Raw genomic sequence first — 22523 nt, 5'->3', positions numbered from 1 at the left:
CCCATCCACCCTCACATGATTCAGTTGCAACACCATTCTATCATTTTCCATCTAGAAAAAACCGATCAATCTTCGACAAATTTCGGATGGTGTCAGGCACCATATCCACGATTCTTAAGTAGACATTTTTCCCAAGAATTCAAAATTCAAGAGCAAATTGGTACAGTTGTTCCAATTTAATCTACTTTACGCAATAAATAACAATAATTTACACGGTGTTAACAGTAATTCAATACTGTTTGTTTATTATTTATTTGTGTGAATATGTTACTTTTATTTTGTTTTGGAGGTGTGCAGCAAGAAACACTAACTTGGAGAAAAATACAGGCCGTCAGTAACGAGATTTAATTTTCTGGAATTGAATGTACTTTATTACAATTTTATACTGCATCATTAAATTTCCTTGAATATGAAATTAACTAATCTATCATTTGAGAGGAGTAACAGCAATGAAAAAAGATAAATTGAACAATGAAGTAAATGAAGTAGAAGAACCGGTACAAGATGGTCTTTTTAAAAAGGAAATGGATCGAAGGACTTTTTTAGAGGGGACAACGAAAGTTGCTGGAGCTGCATTTGGTTTAACTCTATTGGGCTCGTTAACTAGTTTACCTGCTAAAGCAGCATCTATCTCTTCTGGTATGTATTCAAATGGAAGAAAACCAGATTTAATATTTCCAGTTATAAGTGACGTACACATTCAACATCAGAGCGATGATTTTTTAAATAAGCTTATTACTACTTTAGATCAGTTAAATAAAGTTGTTCCTAAGCAAGATGCTTTTGTGGTAAATGGAGATTTAACGGATTTGGGACTTGTATCAGAATATGATAAGTTTTTTTCTGCTTATAATGTAAGAAAACAGCCACAAGCGATTTCTATGTTTGCGATCGGAAATCATGACTATTGGAATGGTTTATCGGCAGCAGATGCTCAAAAACGTTTCCTTTCGTATACGGGTATGGAATCCATGTTCTATCATAAGGTTGTAAATGGTTATCATTTTATCGTTCTTTATACTGAAGATGGTAATACACCGGGTACCTTCTCAGTAAAACAAATTCAGTGGCTCGATGAGCAGTTAAAGATCGCAAATGATGATAATCAGAAAAAGGTTAATAATTCGGAAAAAGATGATAATTCACAAGGAGATGATAATTGGATAAAACCAATTTTTGTCTTCCACCATCAGCCAATTAAAGGAACCATCTATGGAAGCGAATGGGGCTTCGATCAAAATAGAGATCTTTTCTACAATACATTGGCAAAATATCCGCAAGTTATCTCTTTTTCTGGTCATACCCACTATCCGTTAGATGATCCTAAAATCATCATGCAAAAAGATTTTACTGCTATTGGAACTTCAACGGGTGCCTATATGTGGCTTGATAGCGGAAGAATCCAAGGGGAAATACCTGGAGATTTTGCCAGTATTCTAAATCAAGCTCTGATTGTGGAAGTTTATAATAACGAAAAAGTAGTCATTAAACGCCGTGATATTCATAACAATGACTGGACAGGTGAACCATTCGTAATCGAAAATCCAGGTAATAAGAAGGAATTTACTTACACAGCGGATAGAGACAAAAAGGCACCTTTCTTTACAAATCATGCGATGCTTTCCGTTGTTAATGGAAATACGACTGCTACCAGTTTAGCCATAATGTTTACGCAAGCGAAAGACAATCTTCTTGTACATGACTATAAAATGGTAGTTAGAAATGCAGCAACAAAAGCAGTTGCGAAAGAATATCTTGCTTTCTCAGAGTTCTATAAAGATCCTGTACCAAATCCATTAACATTGCAACTTGATCAATTGAATCCTAACACAATGTATGAGGTTGAAGTTACAGCTATTGATGCATTCGGAAATGTAAGTAATAACTCTTTAAAAGTATTAGCGAAAACGCTGACGCCGATCCCTCATTCTCAAATGAAGGCAACAGCGACAAGTGAGGAAACAGTTGGCGCTAATAATGCAGCATCCATGGCGATTGATGATGACACAACAACGTTTTGGCATACAAAGTGGGATAAATCTGATGTTCTCCCTCAATCGATCACCTTAAGTCTTGGAGGAACTTATACAATCGATAAGGTCACGTATTTACCAAGGCAAGAAGGCAGCAACGGAATTATTACAGCATATAACCTTTATGTAAGTACAGATGGAGTGACCTTTACTAAAGTTACAAGCGGAACTTGGGAAAACAACAGTGCGGAGAAACTAGCAAAATTTAATCCGACCAATGCATCATATATCAAGCTCGAAGCAACGGCGGGTGTTAACGGCTGGGCATCGGCTGCGGAGATTAACGTCCTTGAAACTGTAAAGAATTAGCTTCAAACTTAAAAGAATTTATTGAATTGTTTCATCAGCAAAATACACAGTTAATTAAAACTAGAAATAAATAAAGAATCTATAAGAATTAGCTCTTGATAAATCAATTATTAAGGAGGAGACACCATGATTCAAAATATCGGCGTACCAGGATTAATATTAATTGTTGTTCTTGCTTTAATCGTATTCGGCCCATCAAAGTTACCTGAAGTTGGACGTGCTTTCGGTACCACACTTAGAGAATTTAAAAACTCTGCTAAGGATTTAATGTCAGACGGAAAAGAAGAAAAAAAAGAGCAATCTAAGTAATTAAATGGAGATGTAAGTTAATAGCTTACATCTTCTTATTTTTTTTAGAAATTGAAACCTAGATTCAGATAAACTTCATCAAATAGATTCAATCAAACGTTTGATTAAAACTGCTAAAATCCTATTCGCTGATAGAAAGCCCAAATTCGCGGAAAGAACTCTGGAATTCGCTGATAAAAGCGTAAAATTCGCTGATAGAATGGTTTTGCCCCCTAAAAATGACAAAAACTAGACTAAATTTTAAAAAATTTGCTGGTTTTTTCGAAAGAGAAGGGTCGATCTTCATAAAATATAAATATTTTTATTCAAATACCTAGTTTCATTTGCGAATCTAGCAGTTTCATTTGCGATAAAATTAGTTCCATTTGCGAAAACATCAACTTCATTTGCGAAAACTCAATTTATACCCCAAGAGATAGCTCCATGATTATCACCTCCTATCCCTAAAAAAACAGAAAGAAGAGAGACAACCCATCCACCCTCACATGATTCAATTGCAACACCAATCTATCATTTTCTATCTAGAAAAAAACCGATCAATCTTCGACAAATTTGGGATGGTATCAGGCACCATATCATGCTTGAGAATTATCAATGTTGCATCTTTCCTGAAATTCTGTCATTTTGAAAAGTATTTCTCCATCTCTTCTCGATTTTTAATTGGACATTTTTCCTAACAATTCAAAATTTAAGAGTATATTAGTACAAATTGTTCCAATTTAATCTGCTTGTAACAAAAATAACAATAATTAACACTGTATTAACAGTAATTCAATACTGTTTGTGTATTATTTCTTTGTGTGAATATTTTATTTTTATTTCGTTTTGGGGGTGGGTATCAAGAAACACGAATGTTCTAACTTAGGAAAAAATTACAGACTATCAGTAACGAGATTTAATTTTTGGGGATTAAAGGTACTTTATTACAATTTAGCACTGCATCATTAAGTTTCCTTGAAATTGGAATTAACTAATCTATCATTTGAGAGGAGTAATAGTAATGAAAAAAGATGAATTGAACAATGAAGTAGAAAAATCGTTACCAGATGATCTTTTTAGAAAGGAAATGGATCGAAGGACCTTTTTGGAGGGGACAACTAAAATTGCTGGAGCTGCATTTGGGTTAACTCTATTAGGCTCGTTAACTAGTTTACCTGTTAAAGCAGCGTCTAGCTCTTCTGTTATGAATTCAATGGGAAATAAACCAGATCTAGTTTTTCCTGTTATTAGCGATGTACATATTCAACGTCAGAGCAATGATTTTTTAAATAAGCTTATTACTACTTTAGATCAGTTAAATGAAGTTGTTCCTAAGCAAGATGCTTTTGTGGTTGTTGGAGATTTAACGGATTTGGGACTTGTAGAAGAATATGATAAGTTTTTTTCTGCTTATAATGTAAGAAAACAGCCACAAGCGATTTCTATGTTTGCGATCGGAAATCATGATTATTGGAACGGATTATCGGCAGTAAATGCTCAAAAACGTTTCCTTGAAAAAACGGGAATGGAATCCATTTACTATCATAAGATTGTAAATGGTTATCATTTTATCGTTCTTTATACTGAAGATGGTAATACACCGGGTACCTTCTCAGTAAAACAAATTGAGTGGCTAGGTGAGCAGTTAAAGATAGCAAATGATGATGATCCGAAAAAACCTATTTTTGTCTTCCACCATCAGCCAATTAAAGGGACTATCTATGGAAGCGAATGGGGCTTCAATCAAAATAGAGATCTTTTTTACAATACATTGGCAAAATATCCGCAAGTTATCTCTTTTTCTGGCCATACCCACTATCCGTTAGATGACCCTAAAATCATACACCAAAAAGATTTTACTGCTATTGGGACTTCAACGGGTGCCTATATGTGGCTTGATAGCGGAAGAATCCAAGGAGAAATACCTGAAGGGGCCAGTATCCTAAACCAAGCTCTAATTGTAGAAGTTTATAATAACAAAGTAATCATTAAACGCCGTGATATTCATAACAATGATTGGACAGGTGAACCATTCGAAATCAGCTATCCTGCTAATAAGGAGAATTTTAAATACACAGATGATCGAGACAAAAAGCCACCATTCTTTACAAAAGATGCGATGCTTTCCATTGTTAATGAAAAAGCGACTGCAACCAGTGTAGCCATCATGTTTACTCAAGCTAAAGACAATCTTCTTGTACATGACTATAAAATAATTGCTAGAAATGCAGAAACAAAAGAAGTAGTGAAAGAATATCTTGCTTTCTCAGAGTTCTATTCCGATCCTGTACCAAATCCATTAACATTGCAAATTGGCGAATTGAAGCCAAGCACAATGTATGAGATTGAAGTGCTTGCTGTTGATGCATTCGGAAATGTAAGTAATAACTCTTTAAAAGTATTAGGGAAAACGCTGAAGACGATCCCTCAGTCTCAAATGACGGCAACAGCGACAAGTCAGGAAATAATTGCCGCTAATAATGGAGCATCCATGGCGATTGACGGAGACTCACAAACGTTTTGGCATACAAAGTGGGATAAATCTGATGTTCTCCCCCAATCGATCACCTTAAGTCTTGGAGGTACTTATGCAATCGATAAGGTCTCGTATTTACCAAGGCAATCAGGCAGCAACGGAATTATTACAGGATATAACCTTTATGTAAGTAAAGATGGAATGACTTTTACTAAAGTTACAAGCGGAACTTGGGCAAACAACAGTGCGGAGAAATTAGCTACTTTTAATCCGACAGATGCATCATATGTCAAGCTCGAAGCAACGGCGGCTGTTAACGGCTGGGCATCGGCTGCGGAGATTAACGTCCTTGAAGCTGTAAAGAATTAGCTTCTAACTTAAAAGAATTTATTGATATATCAATTATTAAGGAGGAGACACCATGCTTTCAAATATCGGCGTACCAGGATTAATATTAATTGTTATCCTTGCTTTAATCGTATTCGGCCCATCTAAGTTACCTGAAGTTGGACGTGCTTTCGGTACCACACTTAGAGAATTTAAAAGCTCTGCTAAGGATTTAATGTCAGACGATAAAGAAGAAAAAAAAGAGCAATCTAAGTAAATTAAATGGAGATGTAAGCAGTGTCTTACATCTTCTTATTTTTTATCATAATAAAAGGGCTTCTATAAATTGAAGTCCTTACTTAAAAATAACTGTTCCAAGAGCTATAAAAAAAATTCCAATTGATAGTGTGAATCCCTTAATGACACGTGATGGAAGTCTACTTAATAATCTAAATAAAAATTCCAATTCAATATAACCACTTATCCCGATGACACCCTTATTTTTATAATCCTCCTGTTTCATTTTAAATAAAGAAGAATAGAGAATAAGGATTCCCTATAACATGAGCAATGCCCCTATAAATATCGCCAATTTATCCACCTCACGATTCACTTATTTGAATTAGCTCTTCACCAAATGGTAATTTTTGATAATTCAAACCTATCATAAGTTTCATTGGTTTTAAATAAACAGCTTTCGACAATTATTTTTACAATTGTCATTTCGTCATGAATTGTAGGTGCTCTTTTTGCTTTTTTAATTCAAACAAACGTTTGATTAAAACTGCGAAAATCCGATTCTCTGATAAAAAGCCCAAATTCGCTGATAAACCTCCTGAAATCGCTGATAGAATCCTCGAATTCGCTGATAGAAGTGTAAAATTCGCTGATAGACGCATAATTATTTTGTTTTTCTCCCCTATATTAGGAAAAACCAAGCCAAATTTATGAAAATTTGCTAGTTTTTTCGAAAGAGAAGGGCCGATCTTCAAAAAATGTAAATATTTTTATCGAAATATCTAGTTTTATTTGCGAATCTAGCAGTTTCATTTGCGATAAAATTAGTTCCATTTGCGAAAACATCGGTTCCATTTGCGAAAACATCAACTTCATTTGCGAAAACTCAATTTATATCCCAAGAGATAGCTCCCGTATTTCTCCATCTCTCCTCGTTTTTTAAGTAGACGTTTTTCCTAACAATTCAAAATTCAAGAGAAAATATGTGCAATTGTTCCAATTTAATCTTCTAGTAACAAAAAAAAACAATAATTTACATAGTATTAACAGTAATTCAATACTGTTTGTTTATTATTTATTTGTGTGAATATTTTACTTTTATTTTGATTTGGAGGTGGGCATCAAGAAACACTAACTTGGAGAAATACAAGCCGTCAGTAACGAGATTTAATTTTTTTGGGATTAAAGGTACTTTATTACAATTTTATACTGCCTCATTAAGTTTCCTTAAATTTGAAATTAACTAATCTATCATTTGAGAGGAGTAACAGCAATGAAAAAAGATAAATTGAACAATGAAGTAGAAGAACCGTTACAAGATGGTCTTTTTAGAAAGGAAATGGATCGAAGAGCCTTTTTAGAGGGGACAACGAAAGTTGCTGGAGCTGCATTTGGATTAACTCTATTAGGCTCGTTAACTAGTTTACCGGCTAAAGCAGCATCATTCTCTTCTGTTATGCATTCAGATGGAAGAAAACCAGATTTAATTTTTCCAGTTATAAGTGACGTACACATTCAACATCAGAGCGATGATTTTTTAAATAAGCTTATTACTACTTTAGATCAGTTAAATAAAGTTGTTCCTAAGCAAGATGCTTTTGTGGTAAATGGAGATTTAACGGATTTGGGACTTACATCAGAATATGATAAGTTTTTTTCTGCTTATAATGTGAGAAAACAGCCACAAGCGATTTCTATGTTTGCGATCGGAAATCATGACTATTGGAATGGCTTATCGGTAGCAGATGCTCAAAAACGTTTCCTTACGTATACGGGTATGGAATCCATGTACTATCATAAGGTTGTAAATGGTTATCATTTTATCGTTCTTTATACTGAAGATGGTTATACACCGGGTACCTTCTCAGTAAATCAAATTCAGTGGCTCGATGAGCAGTTAAAGATCGCTAATGATGATAATTTCAAAAAGAGTAATAATTCAGAAAAAGATGATAATTCACAAGGAGATGATAATTGGACAAAACCAATTTTTGTCTTCCATCATCAGCCAATTAAAGGAACCATCTATGGAAGCGAATGGGGCTTCGATAAAAATAGAGATCTTTTCTACAATACATTAGCAAAATATCCGCAAGTTATCTCTTTTTCTGGCCATACCCACTATCCGTTAGAAGACCCTAAAATCATAATGCAACAAGATTTTACTGCTATTGGAACTTCAACGGGTGCCTATATGTGGCTTGATAGCGGAAGAATCCAAGGGGAAATACCTGAAGGGGCCAATCTCCTAAATCAAGCTCTGATTGTGGAAGTTTATAATAACGAAAAAGTAATCATTAAACGCCGTGATATTCAAAACAATGACTGGATAGGTGAACCATTCGTAATCGAAAACCCTGGTAATAAAAAGGAATTTAAATACACAGCAGATAGAGACAAAAAGCCACCTTTCTTTACAAATCATGCAATGCTTTCCATTGTTAATGAAAAAACGACTGTTACCGGTTTAACGATCATGTTTACGCAAGCGAAAGACAATCTTCTAGTACATGACTATAAAGTGACAGCAACAAATGTAGCAACAAAAGAAGTAGCTAGAGAATTCCTTGCTTTCTCAGAGTTCTATACACATCCTGTACCAAATCCATTAACATTGAAATTTGACGAATTGAAGCCAAACACAACGTATGAGGTTGAAGTAAAAGCGATTGATGCATTCGGAAATGTAAGTGCTAACTCTTTAAAAGTATTAGGGAAAACACTGGACGGAGTTGTACCAGATGTAACAGTTACCTTATCTAAAATTGATTTAAATGGGATAACAGATACGGTAGACGTTACTGTCCAAAATGCTAGAATGCCACAAAGTGATTGGGTAGGTTTATATGAAATAACTGATAATCCTGGACCAAACCCGGCAATATGGTGGATGTACACGTCAGTTACAAATGGTACTTGTAAATTTACTTATGATCCAAAGAATAATAGTTATCCAGGAAGATATAAGGTTGGCTCAACGTATAAAATGATTTATTTCTATGGTGGCGGGTATGATGCCGTTGCATCAGCAACATTCACAGTTCATTAAAACTAGAAATAAATGAAGATTCTATAAGAATTGGCTCTTGATAAACCATTTATTAAGGAGGAGACACCATGCTTCAAAATATCGGTATACCAGGATTAATATTAATTCTAATCATTGCTTTAATCGTATTCGGCCCATCAAAGTTGCCTGAAATCGGACGTGCTTTCGGTAACACACTTAGAGAATTTAAACACTCTACTAAGGAATTAATGTCAGACGATAAAGAAGAAAAAAAAGAAAAAGAAAAAGAAGAAAAACAAGAGAAATCTATTTAATTTTAACGGAGATGTAAGTTTTTAGCTTACATCTTCTTATTTTTTTAAGAGAATGACACCTAGATTCAGACAAACTTCATCAAATTTCTGCCGCAGCCCGATTCAATCAAACGTTTGATTAAAACTGCGAAAATCCGACTCGCGGATAAAAAGCCCAGATTCGCGGATAGAAGCGTAAAATTCGCGGATAGAACGGTTTTGCCCCCCCGAGAAATGACAAAAACCATGCTCAATTTTAAAAAATTTGCTGTTTTTTTCGAAAGAGAATGCCCGATTCTTCATAAAATGTAAATATTTTTATCCAAATACCTAATTTCATTTGCGAAAACTCAATTTATATCCCAAGAGATAGTTCCATGATTATCACCTCCCTTCCACAAAAAACAGAACGAAGAGAGACACCCCATCCACCTTCACATGAATCGGTTGCACCCCCTTCTATCATTTTCCATCTAGAAAAAACCGATCAATCTTCGATAAATTTCGGATGGTGTCAGGCACCACATCCATTACAAACCCTGAAAATGCTTGAGAATTCTCAAAGTTGCCGTGTTAGCGGATAGCAACAAATTTAATGTTGCATTTTTACTGAATCTGTCATTTGAAAAGTATTTCTCTATCTCTCCTCAATTTTTAAGTAGAAATTTTTTCCTAACAATTCAAAATTCAAGAGTAAATTGGAGCAATCATTCCACTTTAATATACTTTTAACAAAAATAACAATAATTAACACAACATTAACAGTAATTAACAAGGTATTAACAGGAATTAAATACTGTTTGTGTATGATTGATTTGTGTGAATAATTTTTTTAATTTCGTTTGGAGGTGGGCATCAAGAAACACTAACTTGGAGAAATTACAGGCCGTCAGTAACGAGATTTAATTTTTAGAGATTAAAGGTACTTTATTACAATTTTATACTGCATCATTAAGTTTCCTTGAAATTGGAATTAACTAATCTATCATTTGAGAGGAGTAATAGTAATGAAAAAAGATGAATTGAACAATGAAGTAAAAGAATCGTTACCAGATGATCTTTTTAGAAAGGAAATGGATCGAAGGACCTTTTTGGAGGGGACAACGAAAGTTGCTGGAGCTGCATTTGGATTAACTCTATTAGGCTCGTTAACTAGTTTACCTGCTAAAGCAGCATCTAACTCTTCCTTTCTTTATTCAAATGGAAATAAACCAGATCTAGTTTTCCCTGTTATAAGCGATGTACATATTCAACGTCAGACCGATGATTTTAAAAATAAGCTTATTACTACTTTAGATCAGTTAAATAAAGTTGTTCCTAAGCAAGATGCTTTTGTGGTAAATGGAGATTTAACGGATTTGGGACTTGTAGAAGAATATGATAAGTTTTTTTCTGCCTATAATCCTCGAAAACAATCTCAAGCAGTTTCTATGTTTGCCATTGGAAATCATGATTATTGGAATGGTTTATCGGCAGCAGGTGCTCAAAAACGTTTCCTTGATTATACGGGCATGGAATCCATGTACTATCATAAGGTTGTAAATGGTTATCATTTTATCGTTCTTTATACTGAAGATGGTAATACACCGGGTACCTTCTCAGTAAAACAAATTCAGTGGCTCGATGAGCAGTTAAAGATCGCAAATGATGATAATCAGAAAAAAGGTAATAATTCAGAAAAAGATGATAATTCACAAGGAGATGATAATTGGATAAAACCAATTTTTGTCTTCCACCATCAGCCAATTAAAGGAACCATCTATGGAAGCGAATGGGGCTTCGATCAAAATAGAGATCTTTTCTACAATACATTGGCAAAATATCCGCAAGTTATCTCTTTTTCTGGCCATACCCACTATCCGTTAGAAGACCCTAAAATCATCATGCAAAAAGATTTTACTGCTATTGGAACTTCAACGGGTGCCTATATGTGGCTTGATAGCGGAAGAATCCAAGGGGAAATACCTGAAGGGGCCAATCTCCTAAATCAAGCTCTGATTGTGGAAGTTTATAATAACGAAAAAGTAATCATTAAACGCCGTGATATTCAAAACAATGACTGGATAGGTGAACCATTCGTAATCGAAAATCCTGGTAATAAAAAGGAATTTAAATACACAGCAGATAGAGACAAAAAGGCACCTTTCTTTACAAATCATGCAATGCTTTCCGTTGTTAAAGAAAAAACGACTGCTACCAGTGTAGCCATAATGTTTACGCAAGCTAAAGACAATCTTCTTGTACATGACTATAAAGTAGTTACAAGAAATGTAGAAACAAATGCAGTAGCGAAAGAATTTCTTGCTTTCTCAGAGTTCTATACACATCCTGTACCAAACCCATTAACCTTGCAAATTGACGGATTGGAGCCAAAAACAACCTATGAGATTGCAGTGACAGCAATTGATGCATTCGGAAATGTAAGTGATAAATCTTTAAAAGTGCTCTATATAACTGACAATGCTAAATTAAACAGCATCCCTGCGCCTGCAGCTATTAAAGGAGTGGACAACGGAACAGCAAAGACAGCGGCAGATCTTAAATTGCCGCAAACGGTGAAATTGGACACGAATGCTGGAAGTATTGATGCCGGTGTGACTTGGAATGTAAACGCATCAAGCTATGATCCATCTCTAAAGACTGAACAAACCTTTCCAATAACAGGAACAGTAACCTTGCCTAAAGGTGTGATAAATCCTAACAACATACCATTAACAACAAGCATCAGCGTAACGGTAGATGGAGTAGTGGCAGTCTTTGTGAAGGCGGCAAACTATACTTCCGCGTACAATGTACAGTTAGAAAACAGCAGTGACATTGGCGGTGGACAGACAGTCGGATATCTTGCTCCTGGTTCCTGGATGGAATACAGCGACATCGATATTCCTTCAACCGGAACATACACACTGCAATACAGAGTGGCTGTCAATTATAATAATAGAGCAGTAATCAGTTTTGTAGAAGACGGAGTTATGAAACAGACAACGTCATTACCGTATTCAGGGGGCTGGTCAAGTTGGACAACCGTATACGATAAGGTTACACTGGAGGCCGGGAAGCATACAATAAGACTTGCGGTACCTAATAATGGATATAACATCAACTGGTTCAAGTTGTCGCTTTAGAGCGTTACATCGCCAGCAGCGGTCACCGGAGTAAACAACGGAACGGCGAAGACAGCGGAGGCCCTTGGATATGATGAAGTTGCATCAGCAACATTCACAGTTACTAAAACTTGAAATGAATGCAGATTCTATAAGAATTGGCTTTTGAAAAATCATTTATTTAGGAGGAGTCACCATGATTCAAAATATCGGCATACCAGGATTAATTTTAATTGTTATCATTGCTTTAATTGTATTCGGTCCATCTAGGCTGCCTGAAGTTGGACGTGCTTTCGGTAACACACTTAGAGAATTTAAAAGCTCTGCTAAGGAATTAATGTTAGACGATAAAGAGGAAAAAAAAGAGAAATCTAATTAATTTAAATGGAGATGTAAGCAGTCGGCTTACATCTTCTTATTTTTAGGCTGTGTTAAACTTGCCTGTTGATTTCCGCTCCAGGCGCTTCGCTTTCCGCGGGTGGTCCGGGGAGCCTCCTCGTCGCTTAAGCGCCTGCGGGGTCTCCCCTGTTCCGTACTCCCGCAGGAGTCTCGCGCCTTTTGCTCCAATAATGAGCTTTAAAATAGTCAAAAATTTAATAATAATTGTTAAAAAGCAACTATTGTTACATTTAACGGTGAACTTCCTTCTTCATCAAAAATGATTAATTCATTTTCCTGTTTTAATAGACTTACTGGAATTTTGTATTCTTCCTGCGGTCCTATCTGCCAATAACGGCCTAAGCAAAAACCGTTCACCCAAAAGGTTCCTTTCGATAATCCATCTAAAAGGATTTTTACCTTTACATCATTTTCATAAGGCAGATTCCAAGTAAATGTTGTTTTATACCAGCATGGTTCAACCTTGTTACTAACAGCTAGATCCTCAAATTTTCGCCAATCTTTCGGTACCGCTAAAACAGCAGCACTTTCTGTTTTCCAAGGCTTTATCTGGCTTGATTTCTTATACAAATAAAGCTTTAATTTCGCTATTCCTTTTAATCCCTGTACATCCATTTCAAGTTGATTCAATCCATCTTGCAAAAGCTCACTGACATCTGCTGTTCCGAATGGTGCATCAAAACGATTCCAAGCAGTTTCGTTTGTTAACAGCATAATAGGTTCTCCGCTATTTAAGCGCAATCTTTGAAGACCTTCTCCAACGATTACAGCCATATCATAACCCGAATCATTGATGAATTCCTTTAAGAACGAAATCCTGCCTTCGATTGTAGGGATATTGCGCAACGAATGGTTTTTACCGATTCCCTCGACTTTCCAGCCGTCTAATAAGTCGACCACTTCCCCATCTAAGCAGGGGGCTTTACTAATTCCTTTAGGCTCACCAAGACCTTGTGTGAAATTATAGCGACCCATATTTTGAACTAAAAAGCGGATCGTGTTTTGGCCTTTTTGCAGCGGAATTTCAATCTCCGAAGCCCCTAATTCATTTATAAAACCTGCATATTCATCATTCACAAAAACTCTTGCTGGATCTTCAATTCTTGGGACAATGATTGTCTTCACACAGTTTTCCGGAACTTCAAACTGTGCCGTGTAAGATAAATAACCGCTCCATTGCCCAAAAGAACTAAAATCCAATGGGTGATCCGATTCCTTACAGGTTGAACTGTCACTGATCCGCGACGCTCGATACCATTCAGATAATGGAAGTGATAACTGCTTTTCTGTTTTAGAATGCGGAGTTTCCCCAGCCTGCTCGACAGTCTTTTTATCATTTACAATGATTTCAAAACGCTCATTTTTCCGGTCTTTGAGCGTAATAACCTGTGGCTTAGAACTGTGAAATAGCGTAAAGGACAGTTCTCCATTGCTAAGTTTTTCAAATCGCTGCGGGTACTGACAAGAAATCGAAAGTTCATCCACATCTTTTACCTGCAGTACAAGTGAGGATTGCTGGCCGGTTTCATGGTAGACAACCCCTGAGTTATCGGCAAATCCAGTGGAATAACCTGTAAAGGCTATCATTTTAACTGTTCTTCCTGCCAGTTTTCCAACTTTGATATTCTTTACGATTGGTAAAATTCCATTAGGTTCAATCGTAACATGAAGTGGATATTGCCCGTCCTCACTGGTTAGATTTTGAATCGTCCTCTCATCTGTTAAATTTGTAAGGAACGTAATGCTGCCTGCTTTACTTTGGATTGTTTTGCCAGATAACCCTTCAGGCAGTTTCAAACAATCTTCAGTGGCAGCCGGATTTGTTAAAATTAATTCAACCCAATCAATAAAGCTGTGCACCCGTTTGATTACTTTATATTTTGCTGTTTCCTGCAAATATTCCGTCAAAGGCGCGTCATAATCATAGGACGTGACCATAAATGTATGTTCGCCTATTGTCCGGCCGCCCCAATGGTCAAAATTTGTTCCTCCGAAAAACATATAGTAATTGATCGTCGTAAATCCTTCACGCAGCAATTCATATAACGCTTTTTCCAACAAAGGCGCCGTTTTTTGATTCGCTTTTGCTCCGCCCCATTGTTCAAACCAGCCAACCCAAAACTCCAATACCCCTTTTGGCTGATCTTCAAACCTTTCATCTAATGTTTTGGCATGTTCATCAGCATGAGACCAAAAATTCCTAAACTCAACTGCACCTTTTACGCCTCCGTAACATGTTACTAATGGAACATTAATTCCTCTTGTAATAAGTCCGTCACGCAAGTATTCCATATACTTTTTATCCGGTTTTCCAAGTGCCTGGAATTCATTTTCAACTTGAACCATGATCACTGTTCCCGAATTTGTGATTAGGTATGGAAGAATACGTGGGACTAATTCATCAAAATAAAGATCGACATAGTGTAAAAATGGTTGATGAAAACAGCGATATTTCATGTTTTCTTTAGCAGAAAGCCACCATGGGAGACCTCCAAAGTCCCATTCCGCACAAATATATGGACCTGGCCGAACAATGACATACAGGTTTCGGTCAGCACACATCTGTAAAAAAGCTTCTAAATCTTTATCATTTGAAAAGTCCCAAATACCTTCAATTTCTTCATGCCAATTCCATGGAATGTAGGTTTCCACACAATTGCATCCTGCCTTTTTCACTTTATCCAAAAGCTCGCCCCATTCTGCCCGCGGCAGGCGGAAATAGTGGATGGCTCCTGATTTAAGAAAGACCCGCTGTCCATCAATGATCCAGCTATTTTTATCAAATTGAATATGAGCCAAAATGGCGTCCCCCTTCTAAACCCTTTTGCTTTTCTACCTTCGAAAATACCTTAAAAGCTGTTTTCAAGATAATAAAACTATATAAACTCCCGCTAAAGAAAAGTAACGATCCGGGAAGCACCAATAAGATGAAATAGATTACCACACCCGAAGCAATCATAATGGCTGTATGGATTGGATATGAGAATGCCAGTAAGAAGCCTGTTTTAATATAATTAAAAAATCTTAAGTCATAATGGACATACAAAGGAAGAATATACAGAACAACGATTAGGAACACTAGCAGCCCCCCTGCGGCCAGGAATGACATAATCGTATATGGCATGCCGTGCATTGATTGAAAAAATACGACATCCAGCCATAAGATGGTACCAACAATCAATAACAAGTAACCGAAAAGATTAGCTTTCACGAACTCTTCCTTATATTTGTTCCAGAAGAGGCTGAATATCGGTACTTGTTCCTCTTCAATAATCTGCTTGCGGATTACTGCAAACATAGCTGCGGTAGCAGGCATGATCCCGAATATAACAAGGCCGAGAAGAGAAAACATGATCCATAATATGTTGATATAGGCGATTAGCATCACTTTCTCTGAAACTCGATAAATCCCAGAGAGTATTCCTTTCGTTTCCATCTCGTATTCTCCTATCTTTCAAGAATCTTGTATCTCCCGCTCTCAATTCGTAAAAAAGTTGGCTTGATAGATTTATTTAATGACGATTACTTCTTCTTCATAACCTTTTCTTTTAATGAGAACAATTTCTCCAAACACTTGAGTGCCATCAATCATATATGACATCCGATGCAGGGATGGTTTTTTATGGCAAACTAGTATCAAATGCTCCTCATTCAAATCTGGAAGCAAAATTTTACACGCCTCTGCATCTTTTATATCTACTGACTTACCAAACAAATCATAGACCTCTACAGTTGTAATCGTTGGGATTTCCTTGTCACCCGCTCTTTTGGGATAAATAAGCTGCATCATGGCTTCTGGCCCAGAAGAGTTCACCTCATATTGAACAGTTTTGTTGTTTTCCAGCAGATTATATTCATAGGAGATCTTCCCTTCCTTGATGACAGCTGTTAAAGAGTTCCCATTAATTGGAATAAGGCATAGATTAGCTTCATCCACATTTTGGGTAAAGCAGCTTTTTGTCTTGTCATCCAGCCTGATTTCACCTGGCGGAAAATGAAATTGCTGTGAAAAAGTATGTTCACCTTTGCAGTCAAATTCATCAACAAGCAGCCAATAATAAGGCTTTATAAACAGTACTTTACGCCGGACATACACAGGGTCCTCCAAATGAAAATATCCGTTATGGCTGGCTTCGACATAATCAAACTGTTCTTCACTTACCCAATTTGTCATAAGCGGTTCGGCAATTCGGCCAAATCCCCATGTATCAATACATTCCGTAAATTCGATTCCATCCACGAGTGTTGTATTATGAGCAAATGCCCTTTTTAACTCTTTTCTTTGTGAGTAGCTGTCACTGTAATTAAATCTGCCAAGGTCTGTTAACAAGTCTTTTCCGTAAGCATGAACGTCCAGATGGAAAATATCAGCATGTCCATGCCCGCCGCCGAGCGGGCCGCAATGAAAATATAAATATAGTGTATTCTCATCCCAGCTGGAGCGCATAAAAAAGTTCCCGGAATCCTCAAATCCACGAGAGAGATCCTTTGGTTTTTCTACCGACAGACTTTTAAAAACTTCAATCCCTTTCAGCCCGAACTCCCACATATTATTAAAATCGAGCGCTGCGTACCCGCCGAACTTTAAACGCGAATCTTTAAAAATCATGGCAGTACGGGTTAAAATGTCTCGTAAATCGAAGTTATCACTATCCCCTTTCATTGGCTGTCGATGATTGGGTTTCGCCATATGTAGATCTGCATAAGCCATTTTCCTTGCAGCATCTAGTATGAATCTATCGATTTCAATCCGATTATTTTGACTAAGCTGGACTGTCCTTAAATAACATAAAAGGACTTCATTATGGTACATAGGTGACTGTTCCCAATGCATTCCATCCTTCATGATTTGCAGGCTTGCGGTTTTCTTTAACCGCTCTAAACTCAGTGTCCGCCATACACTTGCTTGCTGCATTTCCTGCAAAAAAACAGACAGTTCAAATAGTGCTTTGTTCTCAATTACGCCCCAATTACTAATAGCTTTCCAATTGGTAAAATCACTTGCTAGATACTCAGCATGTTCAAATAAAGAAAGCAGCATTTTTTCAAAAAGTTGCACCGTAAAATAAGGGCTGTTTTTAAAATAATCATAGGCTTTTATCCAGTTGCTGCATCTTATTGCGGCATCAATAGTTCGCCATGTAAGCGAAGCCGTATTTACTTGTTTTGGATTAGAGTCAATCCAGTCGGACATTTGCTCACAAAAAGTCTGTGCAAATCTTTCATCCCCTGTTAACAAGTACGCTTGGCCCAAAGGGACAAAAAAGTGATGTCTGTTTAACATATATGTCCATTCCGGGTCTTGGAATGGAATATGACTCCAATCAATTTTGTCATTAAAGGCAACCGGGATATTTGTCCGTTCCATATCCCATGCTTCTTGAAAGATAAACACTTGATTGACTACTTGTTCAGCTGTTTCCTTTACACGTTTTATATCTTCTTGATAATGTTTTCCTGCAAATTCAACTAAGAAAGCTTGTTCATGGTTATCAAAATATAGTTTTGGCTCAGTTCTTTTAAGAAAATAATTTTTATAGATAACTAGTGCTTTTTCATAATTCTTCTTCAAGACTGCCTTTTTTACTTCAACAAGCTCAGGATGCTCCAAATGAAGCAATTTAATCAGTATGCTCACCAGCCATTCCCCGCTTCCTGATAAGTGCCTACTCATACCAGTAACCTTTATGATTTATCTCTAATCTCATCAATGCTTCAAGGTAAAAATAATCTCCCCAAATCATGTAATCATCCGGGGCCAGATTCCCACGTACATGATAGGAACCATGTTCTAATAGTCCTTCAGCATCTTCTTTATTGATAGTAGAATAGTTTTCTACAAGCGAGTTCATCATTTTATGGACTGCTTCCAAAAAGAATTGTTTATCTGGATCTTTTTCTTCTAAATGACTGATTATTTCTAGTAGACCGCACACCGTTATGGCAGTTGCCGAACTGTCACGGTGGGTATTTTCATCAACCGGGGCATTAAAATCCCAATAAGACACATAATCTTCCGGTAAGTGTTCAATGAAATATTTGCCCATTCTTTTTGCTGTATCCAGATAAGCTGGATTTTTTGTATAGTGATAAGAAAGGGCAAATCCATATACTCCCCATGCTTGCCCCCGCGTCCATGTCGACCCGTTGGTAAATCCTTGATGTGTTGCGCCCCCGATTGGCTCACCGGTTTCCTGATTAAAGAAAAAGGTATGATAGGAGCTGTCATCGCCGCGGACTAAATAACGCCTGCTTTTATCCGCTTGAACAATGGCGATATGCCGATACGTAGGATCACCTGTTTGTTCAGAAGCCCAGTATAAAAGTGGAAGATTGAGAAGGCAATCGATAATAATCCTTCCGCCTTCTTTTTGATCTCCTTTTGGACCCCAAGCTTGCAGGTACTGCCCCTTCTCATGGAAGCGATTAAGCAATTTATCAGCAGCCAGCAGCGATAGTTCTCTTGCTTCTTTGTTTTTTTCAATGATCCATTGAGCTTTTGAAGAAAGCGAATACAAAAAACCAATGTCGTGATGATCGAGAACAATATTGTTGTTCAGGCGATTCCTCAAGCCTGCTACTGTTTGTTCGGCTTTATCTTTAAAAACAGTGTCATGGGAATATTCATAACAAAGCCAGAGCAGACCGGACCAAAAACCATTTGTCCAATCATCATTGTCATTCAGATCATATTTGCCATGCAAACTGACATGCGGGAATAACTCTCCAAAACGGGTAATATTATTCCTTGTTTTTTTAACTGCATCTTCAAGCGCTGATTTCCACATCAACATCATTCTCCTAACATCTCAGGTCCTTTTCTCATAGTTTAGTAATAATCTAAGTTGCATAATATGTTGGATTTAAAGAAAAATGTGCACTATTTTTACCTGTCTAGATAAGAAAAGCGCAAGCGCCTTGGTCAGGGGCGACAGGCATAAGACAAGCCGACGTGAAGGTTGTTTTTTAACCTTCATGGCGGATTGGCTTATGACCCCGAGCCCCTAGGCGCTGAAGCTGGACAATTCTCGAAGTCAATTTTTATGCTTTCTTATCTTTCAAAAAAAACAGGTGCCCTCTAAACATCTCAGGGCACCCGCTAACTTAGTCATTCATTTTTTTAAATTTTACGGTGAATGTTTTACCTTGTGAACCTGCCGTGTTTATTTGTACTTTAATGGTCGGCGAAGTTTGAATAATGTTCACGTTATTGTCTTTGCTCTCAACTGCATAATCCTGTTTATCGAGTTCCAAAGTCAGACTATCTTGTGATTGTGTCGGATCGGAAACGGCAAGCGTTAAGGAACCTTTTTCTTCTTTTAACATCATGGAAAGAGGATTGTTTGCTTGAATAAACATGACAGAATCCGGATTCCAAAAGTTCGCTGCAATAATCCCCAGTTCTTTTTCCTTAACGGCATGAACACTTTCTGTGTTCTTTAGAATCTTAATATCAGGTTTTTTCGCATATTCCTCTGTTTCTTTGACGCTTTTACCTGGTAAAAGAACGTAAGAATAGGCTGCATTTTCCGGATTTATACCGTGAGGGAAGGCTAAGCTTAGGTAGTTATTCGTGACTAAATCCTTGCTTCCTCCCGTATTCACCTGGCTCCAAGAACCGGATCTTGCTTCCCTAAGTCCTTCAACCGTCGTTTTCTTTGGAAAATAGTACCCAATGTCAGACCCTTCAACATTCCCTGCTAAATGAGCCCAGCTGACTTTATCCAGCGTTTCTTTCCAGCCAAGTTGGTTGGACATCTTATTTCCGTTAACAATTAGCTCATTTGTGCCTTTGCTGTTTATTTTACGGTTCTCAATAATTGTTTCAGTATAACGGTTATCGTTTCCGTTAATCCCTGAACCAAGGGCAACAATCTCATCATCAAACATAAACCAGGATTTCTTACCTGTTAATGACGTTCCCGTTGTTTTATCAAGTGAAAAATCCATGCCGGCCGTACCATATAAACCGTCAATAGAAGAACCACCAACCCAGGTTTTCGGATTGGCATATTTATACCAGTCTTTAGGAGTTGCATTAATTGCCCCGTCTGTTGTTATTCCAGGCAGACGGAACATATCGACCGTTGCCCAATAATTATCACTGAATTGCGATAGATCATTATTATAAAGACTAGTCATTCCAATGCCAGTATACCAGCCATTAAGATTCTCCCCATTTCCTGCTTCGAATGCGGAAATCCGATTGGAAAACATACTGATCCCAAAACCATATCCTTTTTGAAGATGAACGACACGATCCATCGAAGCATAAACTTTATTCAGTAACAATTCATTTCGGGGAGCAATAGATGGATTATTTAATAACTCCTTCAAACGAATCGCATCGCTGATGGTTAATTTATCAAAATAGTTCGCAAAGGAAGTGTCTTCTGTCACCCATTTTTTTACGATACTTTTCAAATAAGCAGCTTCATCCGGTGGTGCAACTTCTGATAAACGACTGATATTTTTTATCATTCCCCGGCCGCTGATATGATCTTGTTCCTGCTGCCTAGAAACGGCCCTTCCTCTTACCATATCCATCATCGCACCCTTATAAATAAGCGGTTCGATTGATTCCTTAACCCATCTGTAAAGATTATTGACATTCGGGTCCGTTATACTCCATCTTGAATCATTTAATACATTTAGAAGGTCGGCCATTCTATTTATTAACACACCGCCATATGAACCTGTGTAAGCAACATATGTATGTTGAATAAATGAGCCGTCTTCATAAAAACCGTCACCGCTGTTTACATATAAGAAGATTTGACTCAGCGCTTTTTGTCCCTTAAAAATCATTTCACTGTTTTTACTTATGACGCCGCTAATGACGGATACGAGCGCTTTATCAGCACGATTTGCACCTGTTTCCTCATAACCTCCCAATGTTCTTACCGTAGGATCTGGAACAAAGTGCTGCACCGCTTTCATATAATTGGTGCGCTGTGATTGTGATAAATCATCATACATAAGGACTGCGATATCGTTTAAAGCTTGTGGAGATCCGATTTCCCAATCCCACCAGTTCCCAGTTTCTTTTTTTCCTTCATTATAACGATTCTGGTACATCCAATCTAAAGCACTAGTCAAATCCTGCTTTAATTGGCTGTTTTGATAAAGGGATGAGCCCTTTGTGGAGTATGCCAGCGCCATGCTTTTTAAACGATTATAGGATGTAGTAATATGAGCTGAATTAGTGGCGCTGGCTGCATCATTCCACAAAGATGTTCTAGCTGCATTCTTGTTCATTAAATCCCAATAACCGCTGTGATTTTTGTTGGTAATACTTTCATCAAGTGATTGAATGGCTGTGCGAATGTCCTGATCATTTTGATTATAATCGGAAGACCCGACCAGCCATGTGTACCATTTCAAGCGTAAATCAGTAAATTCCTTGTCAGGAACTGCATCAGGATTTGGATTTACAGTGGTGCCGTTATCTGAAGAATTAATTACCAATTGCGGCTGGTTTTCCCCATTTTCTTTACTATTAAAGTCCATATAAATATCCTGTTTGCCGGTTCCCGTCAATATAAATGTCACTTCTTTTTGGTCAAGATGATTTTTTACATAATCGGTAACATCAAATTCATAATAATTGGCTGTGGTAGAGACCGTGGTACTGGCAATTTCTGCAGCAGGGGCTGGCGCGTTATTCCAGTTTATACCTGTTTCAGTCCAATCATTTTTTTCGCTGCCCATAATTTTGACCGTACCTGGACTATTTGTTGCTTTTCCATAGACTCTCAGTTTTGCAGATGTCAGCGTACCGATATCCTGTAAGGCAAACTTAAGGTACGATTTTCTTGAATACGCATCAGATGTTGCATCACGTACAACAAAATACGTATTTTTTCCGTAGTTATTTGCAGCATTGGAACCGCCCCAAATAAATGCATCAGCCACAGGAGCAAGAGCAAGCTCCTTAGGTTCGTCTGAAGCATAAGCCGGTTGAATTAGCGTGCCGACAACTAGAAAAAAAGCTACAATTACTGTGATAGCGCTTACTTTTTTCATAATAACCTCCCTCAAATTTAA

14 protein-coding genes are annotated in these 22523 nt (G+C 37.2%); 9 read left to right on the top strand and 5 right to left on the bottom strand.

The annotated features are described in order from the left end of the window. The first annotated feature begins 15 nt into the window (after positions 1-15). The 9 genes from BN1082_RS27330 to tatA (BN1082_RS05320) all read left to right on the top strand — a co-directional run bounded on the left by BN1082_RS27330 (position 16) and on the right by tatA (BN1082_RS05320) (position 12456). The gene (locus BN1082_RS27330) at positions 16-180 is read left to right on the top strand and encodes a hypothetical protein (protein ID WP_176699655.1); all 165 of its coding nucleotides are present in this window, start codon (positions 16-18) and stop codon (positions 178-180) included. 269 nt (positions 181-449) lie between these two features. After that, positions 450-2342, top strand: a complete 1893-nt coding sequence (locus BN1082_RS05365) for a discoidin domain-containing protein (protein ID WP_090631862.1) — start codon at positions 450-452, stop codon at positions 2340-2342. 126 nt (positions 2343-2468) lie between these two features. After that, positions 2469-2651: a twin-arginine translocase TatA/TatE family subunit gene (locus BN1082_RS05360; protein ID WP_090631859.1), complete on the top strand. Its 183-nt coding sequence runs from the start codon at positions 2469-2471 to the stop codon at positions 2649-2651. Between the two features lie 1000 nt (positions 2652-3651). Continuing rightward, entirely contained in the window at positions 3652-5475 is a 1824-nt protein-coding gene (locus BN1082_RS05355; RefSeq protein WP_090631856.1) for a discoidin domain-containing protein, read from the top strand. A gap of 52 nt (positions 5476-5527) precedes the next feature. Then, the gene (locus BN1082_RS05350; protein ID WP_090631853.1) at positions 5528-5710 is read left to right on the top strand and encodes a twin-arginine translocase TatA/TatE family subunit; all 183 of its coding nucleotides are present in this window, start codon (positions 5528-5530) and stop codon (positions 5708-5710) included. A gap of 1233 nt (positions 5711-6943) precedes the next feature. Then, the gene (locus tag BN1082_RS05340) at positions 6944-8719 is read left to right on the top strand and encodes a metallophosphoesterase (protein WP_090631848.1); all 1776 of its coding nucleotides are present in this window, start codon (positions 6944-6946) and stop codon (positions 8717-8719) included. Between the two features lie 68 nt (positions 8720-8787). Further along, positions 8788-8994, top strand: coding sequence for a twin-arginine translocase TatA/TatE family subunit (gene tatA / locus BN1082_RS05335; RefSeq protein WP_090631846.1), 207 nt, complete (start codon positions 8788-8790; stop codon positions 8992-8994). 986 nt (positions 8995-9980) lie between these two features. Continuing rightward, positions 9981-12098, top strand: coding sequence for a carbohydrate-binding protein (locus BN1082_RS05325; RefSeq protein WP_090631840.1), 2118 nt, complete (start codon positions 9981-9983; stop codon positions 12096-12098). A gap of 175 nt (positions 12099-12273) precedes the next feature. Continuing rightward, positions 12274-12456, top strand: a complete 183-nt coding sequence (gene tatA / locus BN1082_RS05320) for a twin-arginine translocase TatA/TatE family subunit (protein WP_090631838.1) — start codon at positions 12274-12276, stop codon at positions 12454-12456. A gap of 227 nt (positions 12457-12683) precedes the next feature. On the opposite strand, the gene BN1082_RS05315 is transcribed toward tatA (BN1082_RS05320), so the two are convergent. The 5 genes from BN1082_RS05315 to BN1082_RS05295 form a co-directional block, all read right to left on the bottom strand. Continuing rightward, complete coding sequence (locus BN1082_RS05315) at positions 12684-15275, bottom strand: beta-galactosidase (RefSeq protein ID WP_090631835.1); 2592 nt, start codon at positions 15273-15275, stop codon at positions 12684-12686. Next, a complete protein-coding gene (locus BN1082_RS05310) occupies positions 15256-15912 on the bottom strand; it encodes a YesL family protein (RefSeq protein WP_090631833.1) in 657 nt (218 codons plus the stop codon). Before BN1082_RS05310 ends, BN1082_RS05315 begins: the two co-directional genes overlap by 20 nt. A gap of 72 nt (positions 15913-15984) precedes the next feature. After that, positions 15985-18150, bottom strand: a complete 2166-nt coding sequence (locus BN1082_RS05305) for an alginate lyase family protein (protein ID WP_090631831.1) — start codon at positions 18148-18150, stop codon at positions 15985-15987. Further along, positions 18143-19264, bottom strand: coding sequence for a glycoside hydrolase family 88 protein (locus BN1082_RS05300; RefSeq protein ID WP_090631829.1), 1122 nt, complete (start codon positions 19262-19264; stop codon positions 18143-18145). The genes BN1082_RS05305 and BN1082_RS05300 overlap by 8 nt, the downstream gene beginning before the upstream one ends. Before the next feature lie 316 nt (positions 19265-19580). After that, positions 19581-22502 carry a polysaccharide lyase family 8 super-sandwich domain-containing protein gene (locus BN1082_RS05295; RefSeq protein WP_176699654.1) on the bottom strand — a complete coding sequence of 974 codons (2922 nt, stop codon included), beginning with the start codon at positions 22500-22502 and terminating at the stop codon, positions 19581-19583. Positions 22503-22523 lie beyond the last annotated feature (21 nt).

This window comes from Neobacillus massiliamazoniensis (genome assembly GCF_001048695.1).
GTDB classification, from domain to species: domain Bacteria; phylum Bacillota; class Bacilli; order Bacillales; family Cytobacillaceae; genus Neobacillus; species Neobacillus massiliamazoniensis.
Note: the sequence above shows the minus strand (reverse complement) of the source record. Positions and strands in the feature narration are given on the sequence as shown.

Excerpts from the sequence above, each read along its gene's own strand:
- BN1082_RS05295 (WP_176699654.1), bottom strand. The coding sequence starts at position 22,502 with ATGAAAAAAGTAAGCGCTATCACAGTAATTGTAGCTTTTTTTCTAGTT.
- BN1082_RS05310 (WP_090631833.1), bottom strand. The coding sequence starts at position 15,912 with ATGGAAACGAAAGGAATACTCTCTGGGATTTATCGAGTTTCAGAGAAA.
- tatA (WP_090631838.1), top strand. The coding sequence starts at position 12,274 with ATGATTCAAAATATCGGCATACCAGGATTAATTTTAATTGTTATCATT.
- BN1082_RS27330 (WP_176699655.1), top strand. The coding sequence starts at position 16 with ATGATTCAGTTGCAACACCATTCTATCATTTTCCATCTAGAAAAAACC.
- BN1082_RS05365 (WP_090631862.1), top strand. The coding sequence starts at position 450 with ATGAAAAAAGATAAATTGAACAATGAAGTAAATGAAGTAGAAGAACCG.
- BN1082_RS05360 (WP_090631859.1), top strand. The coding sequence starts at position 2,469 with ATGATTCAAAATATCGGCGTACCAGGATTAATATTAATTGTTGTTCTT.
- BN1082_RS05305 (WP_090631831.1), bottom strand. The coding sequence starts at position 18,150 with ATGAGTAGGCACTTATCAGGAAGCGGGGAATGGCTGGTGAGCATACTG.
- BN1082_RS05325 (WP_090631840.1), top strand. The coding sequence starts at position 9,981 with ATGAAAAAAGATGAATTGAACAATGAAGTAAAAGAATCGTTACCAGAT.
- tatA (WP_090631846.1), top strand. The coding sequence starts at position 8,788 with ATGCTTCAAAATATCGGTATACCAGGATTAATATTAATTCTAATCATT.
- BN1082_RS05340 (WP_090631848.1), top strand. The coding sequence starts at position 6,944 with ATGAAAAAAGATAAATTGAACAATGAAGTAGAAGAACCGTTACAAGAT.
- BN1082_RS05350 (WP_090631853.1), top strand. The coding sequence starts at position 5,528 with ATGCTTTCAAATATCGGCGTACCAGGATTAATATTAATTGTTATCCTT.
- BN1082_RS05355 (WP_090631856.1), top strand. The coding sequence starts at position 3,652 with ATGAAAAAAGATGAATTGAACAATGAAGTAGAAAAATCGTTACCAGAT.
- BN1082_RS05300 (WP_090631829.1), bottom strand. The coding sequence starts at position 19,264 with ATGTGGAAATCAGCGCTTGAAGATGCAGTTAAAAAAACAAGGAATAAT.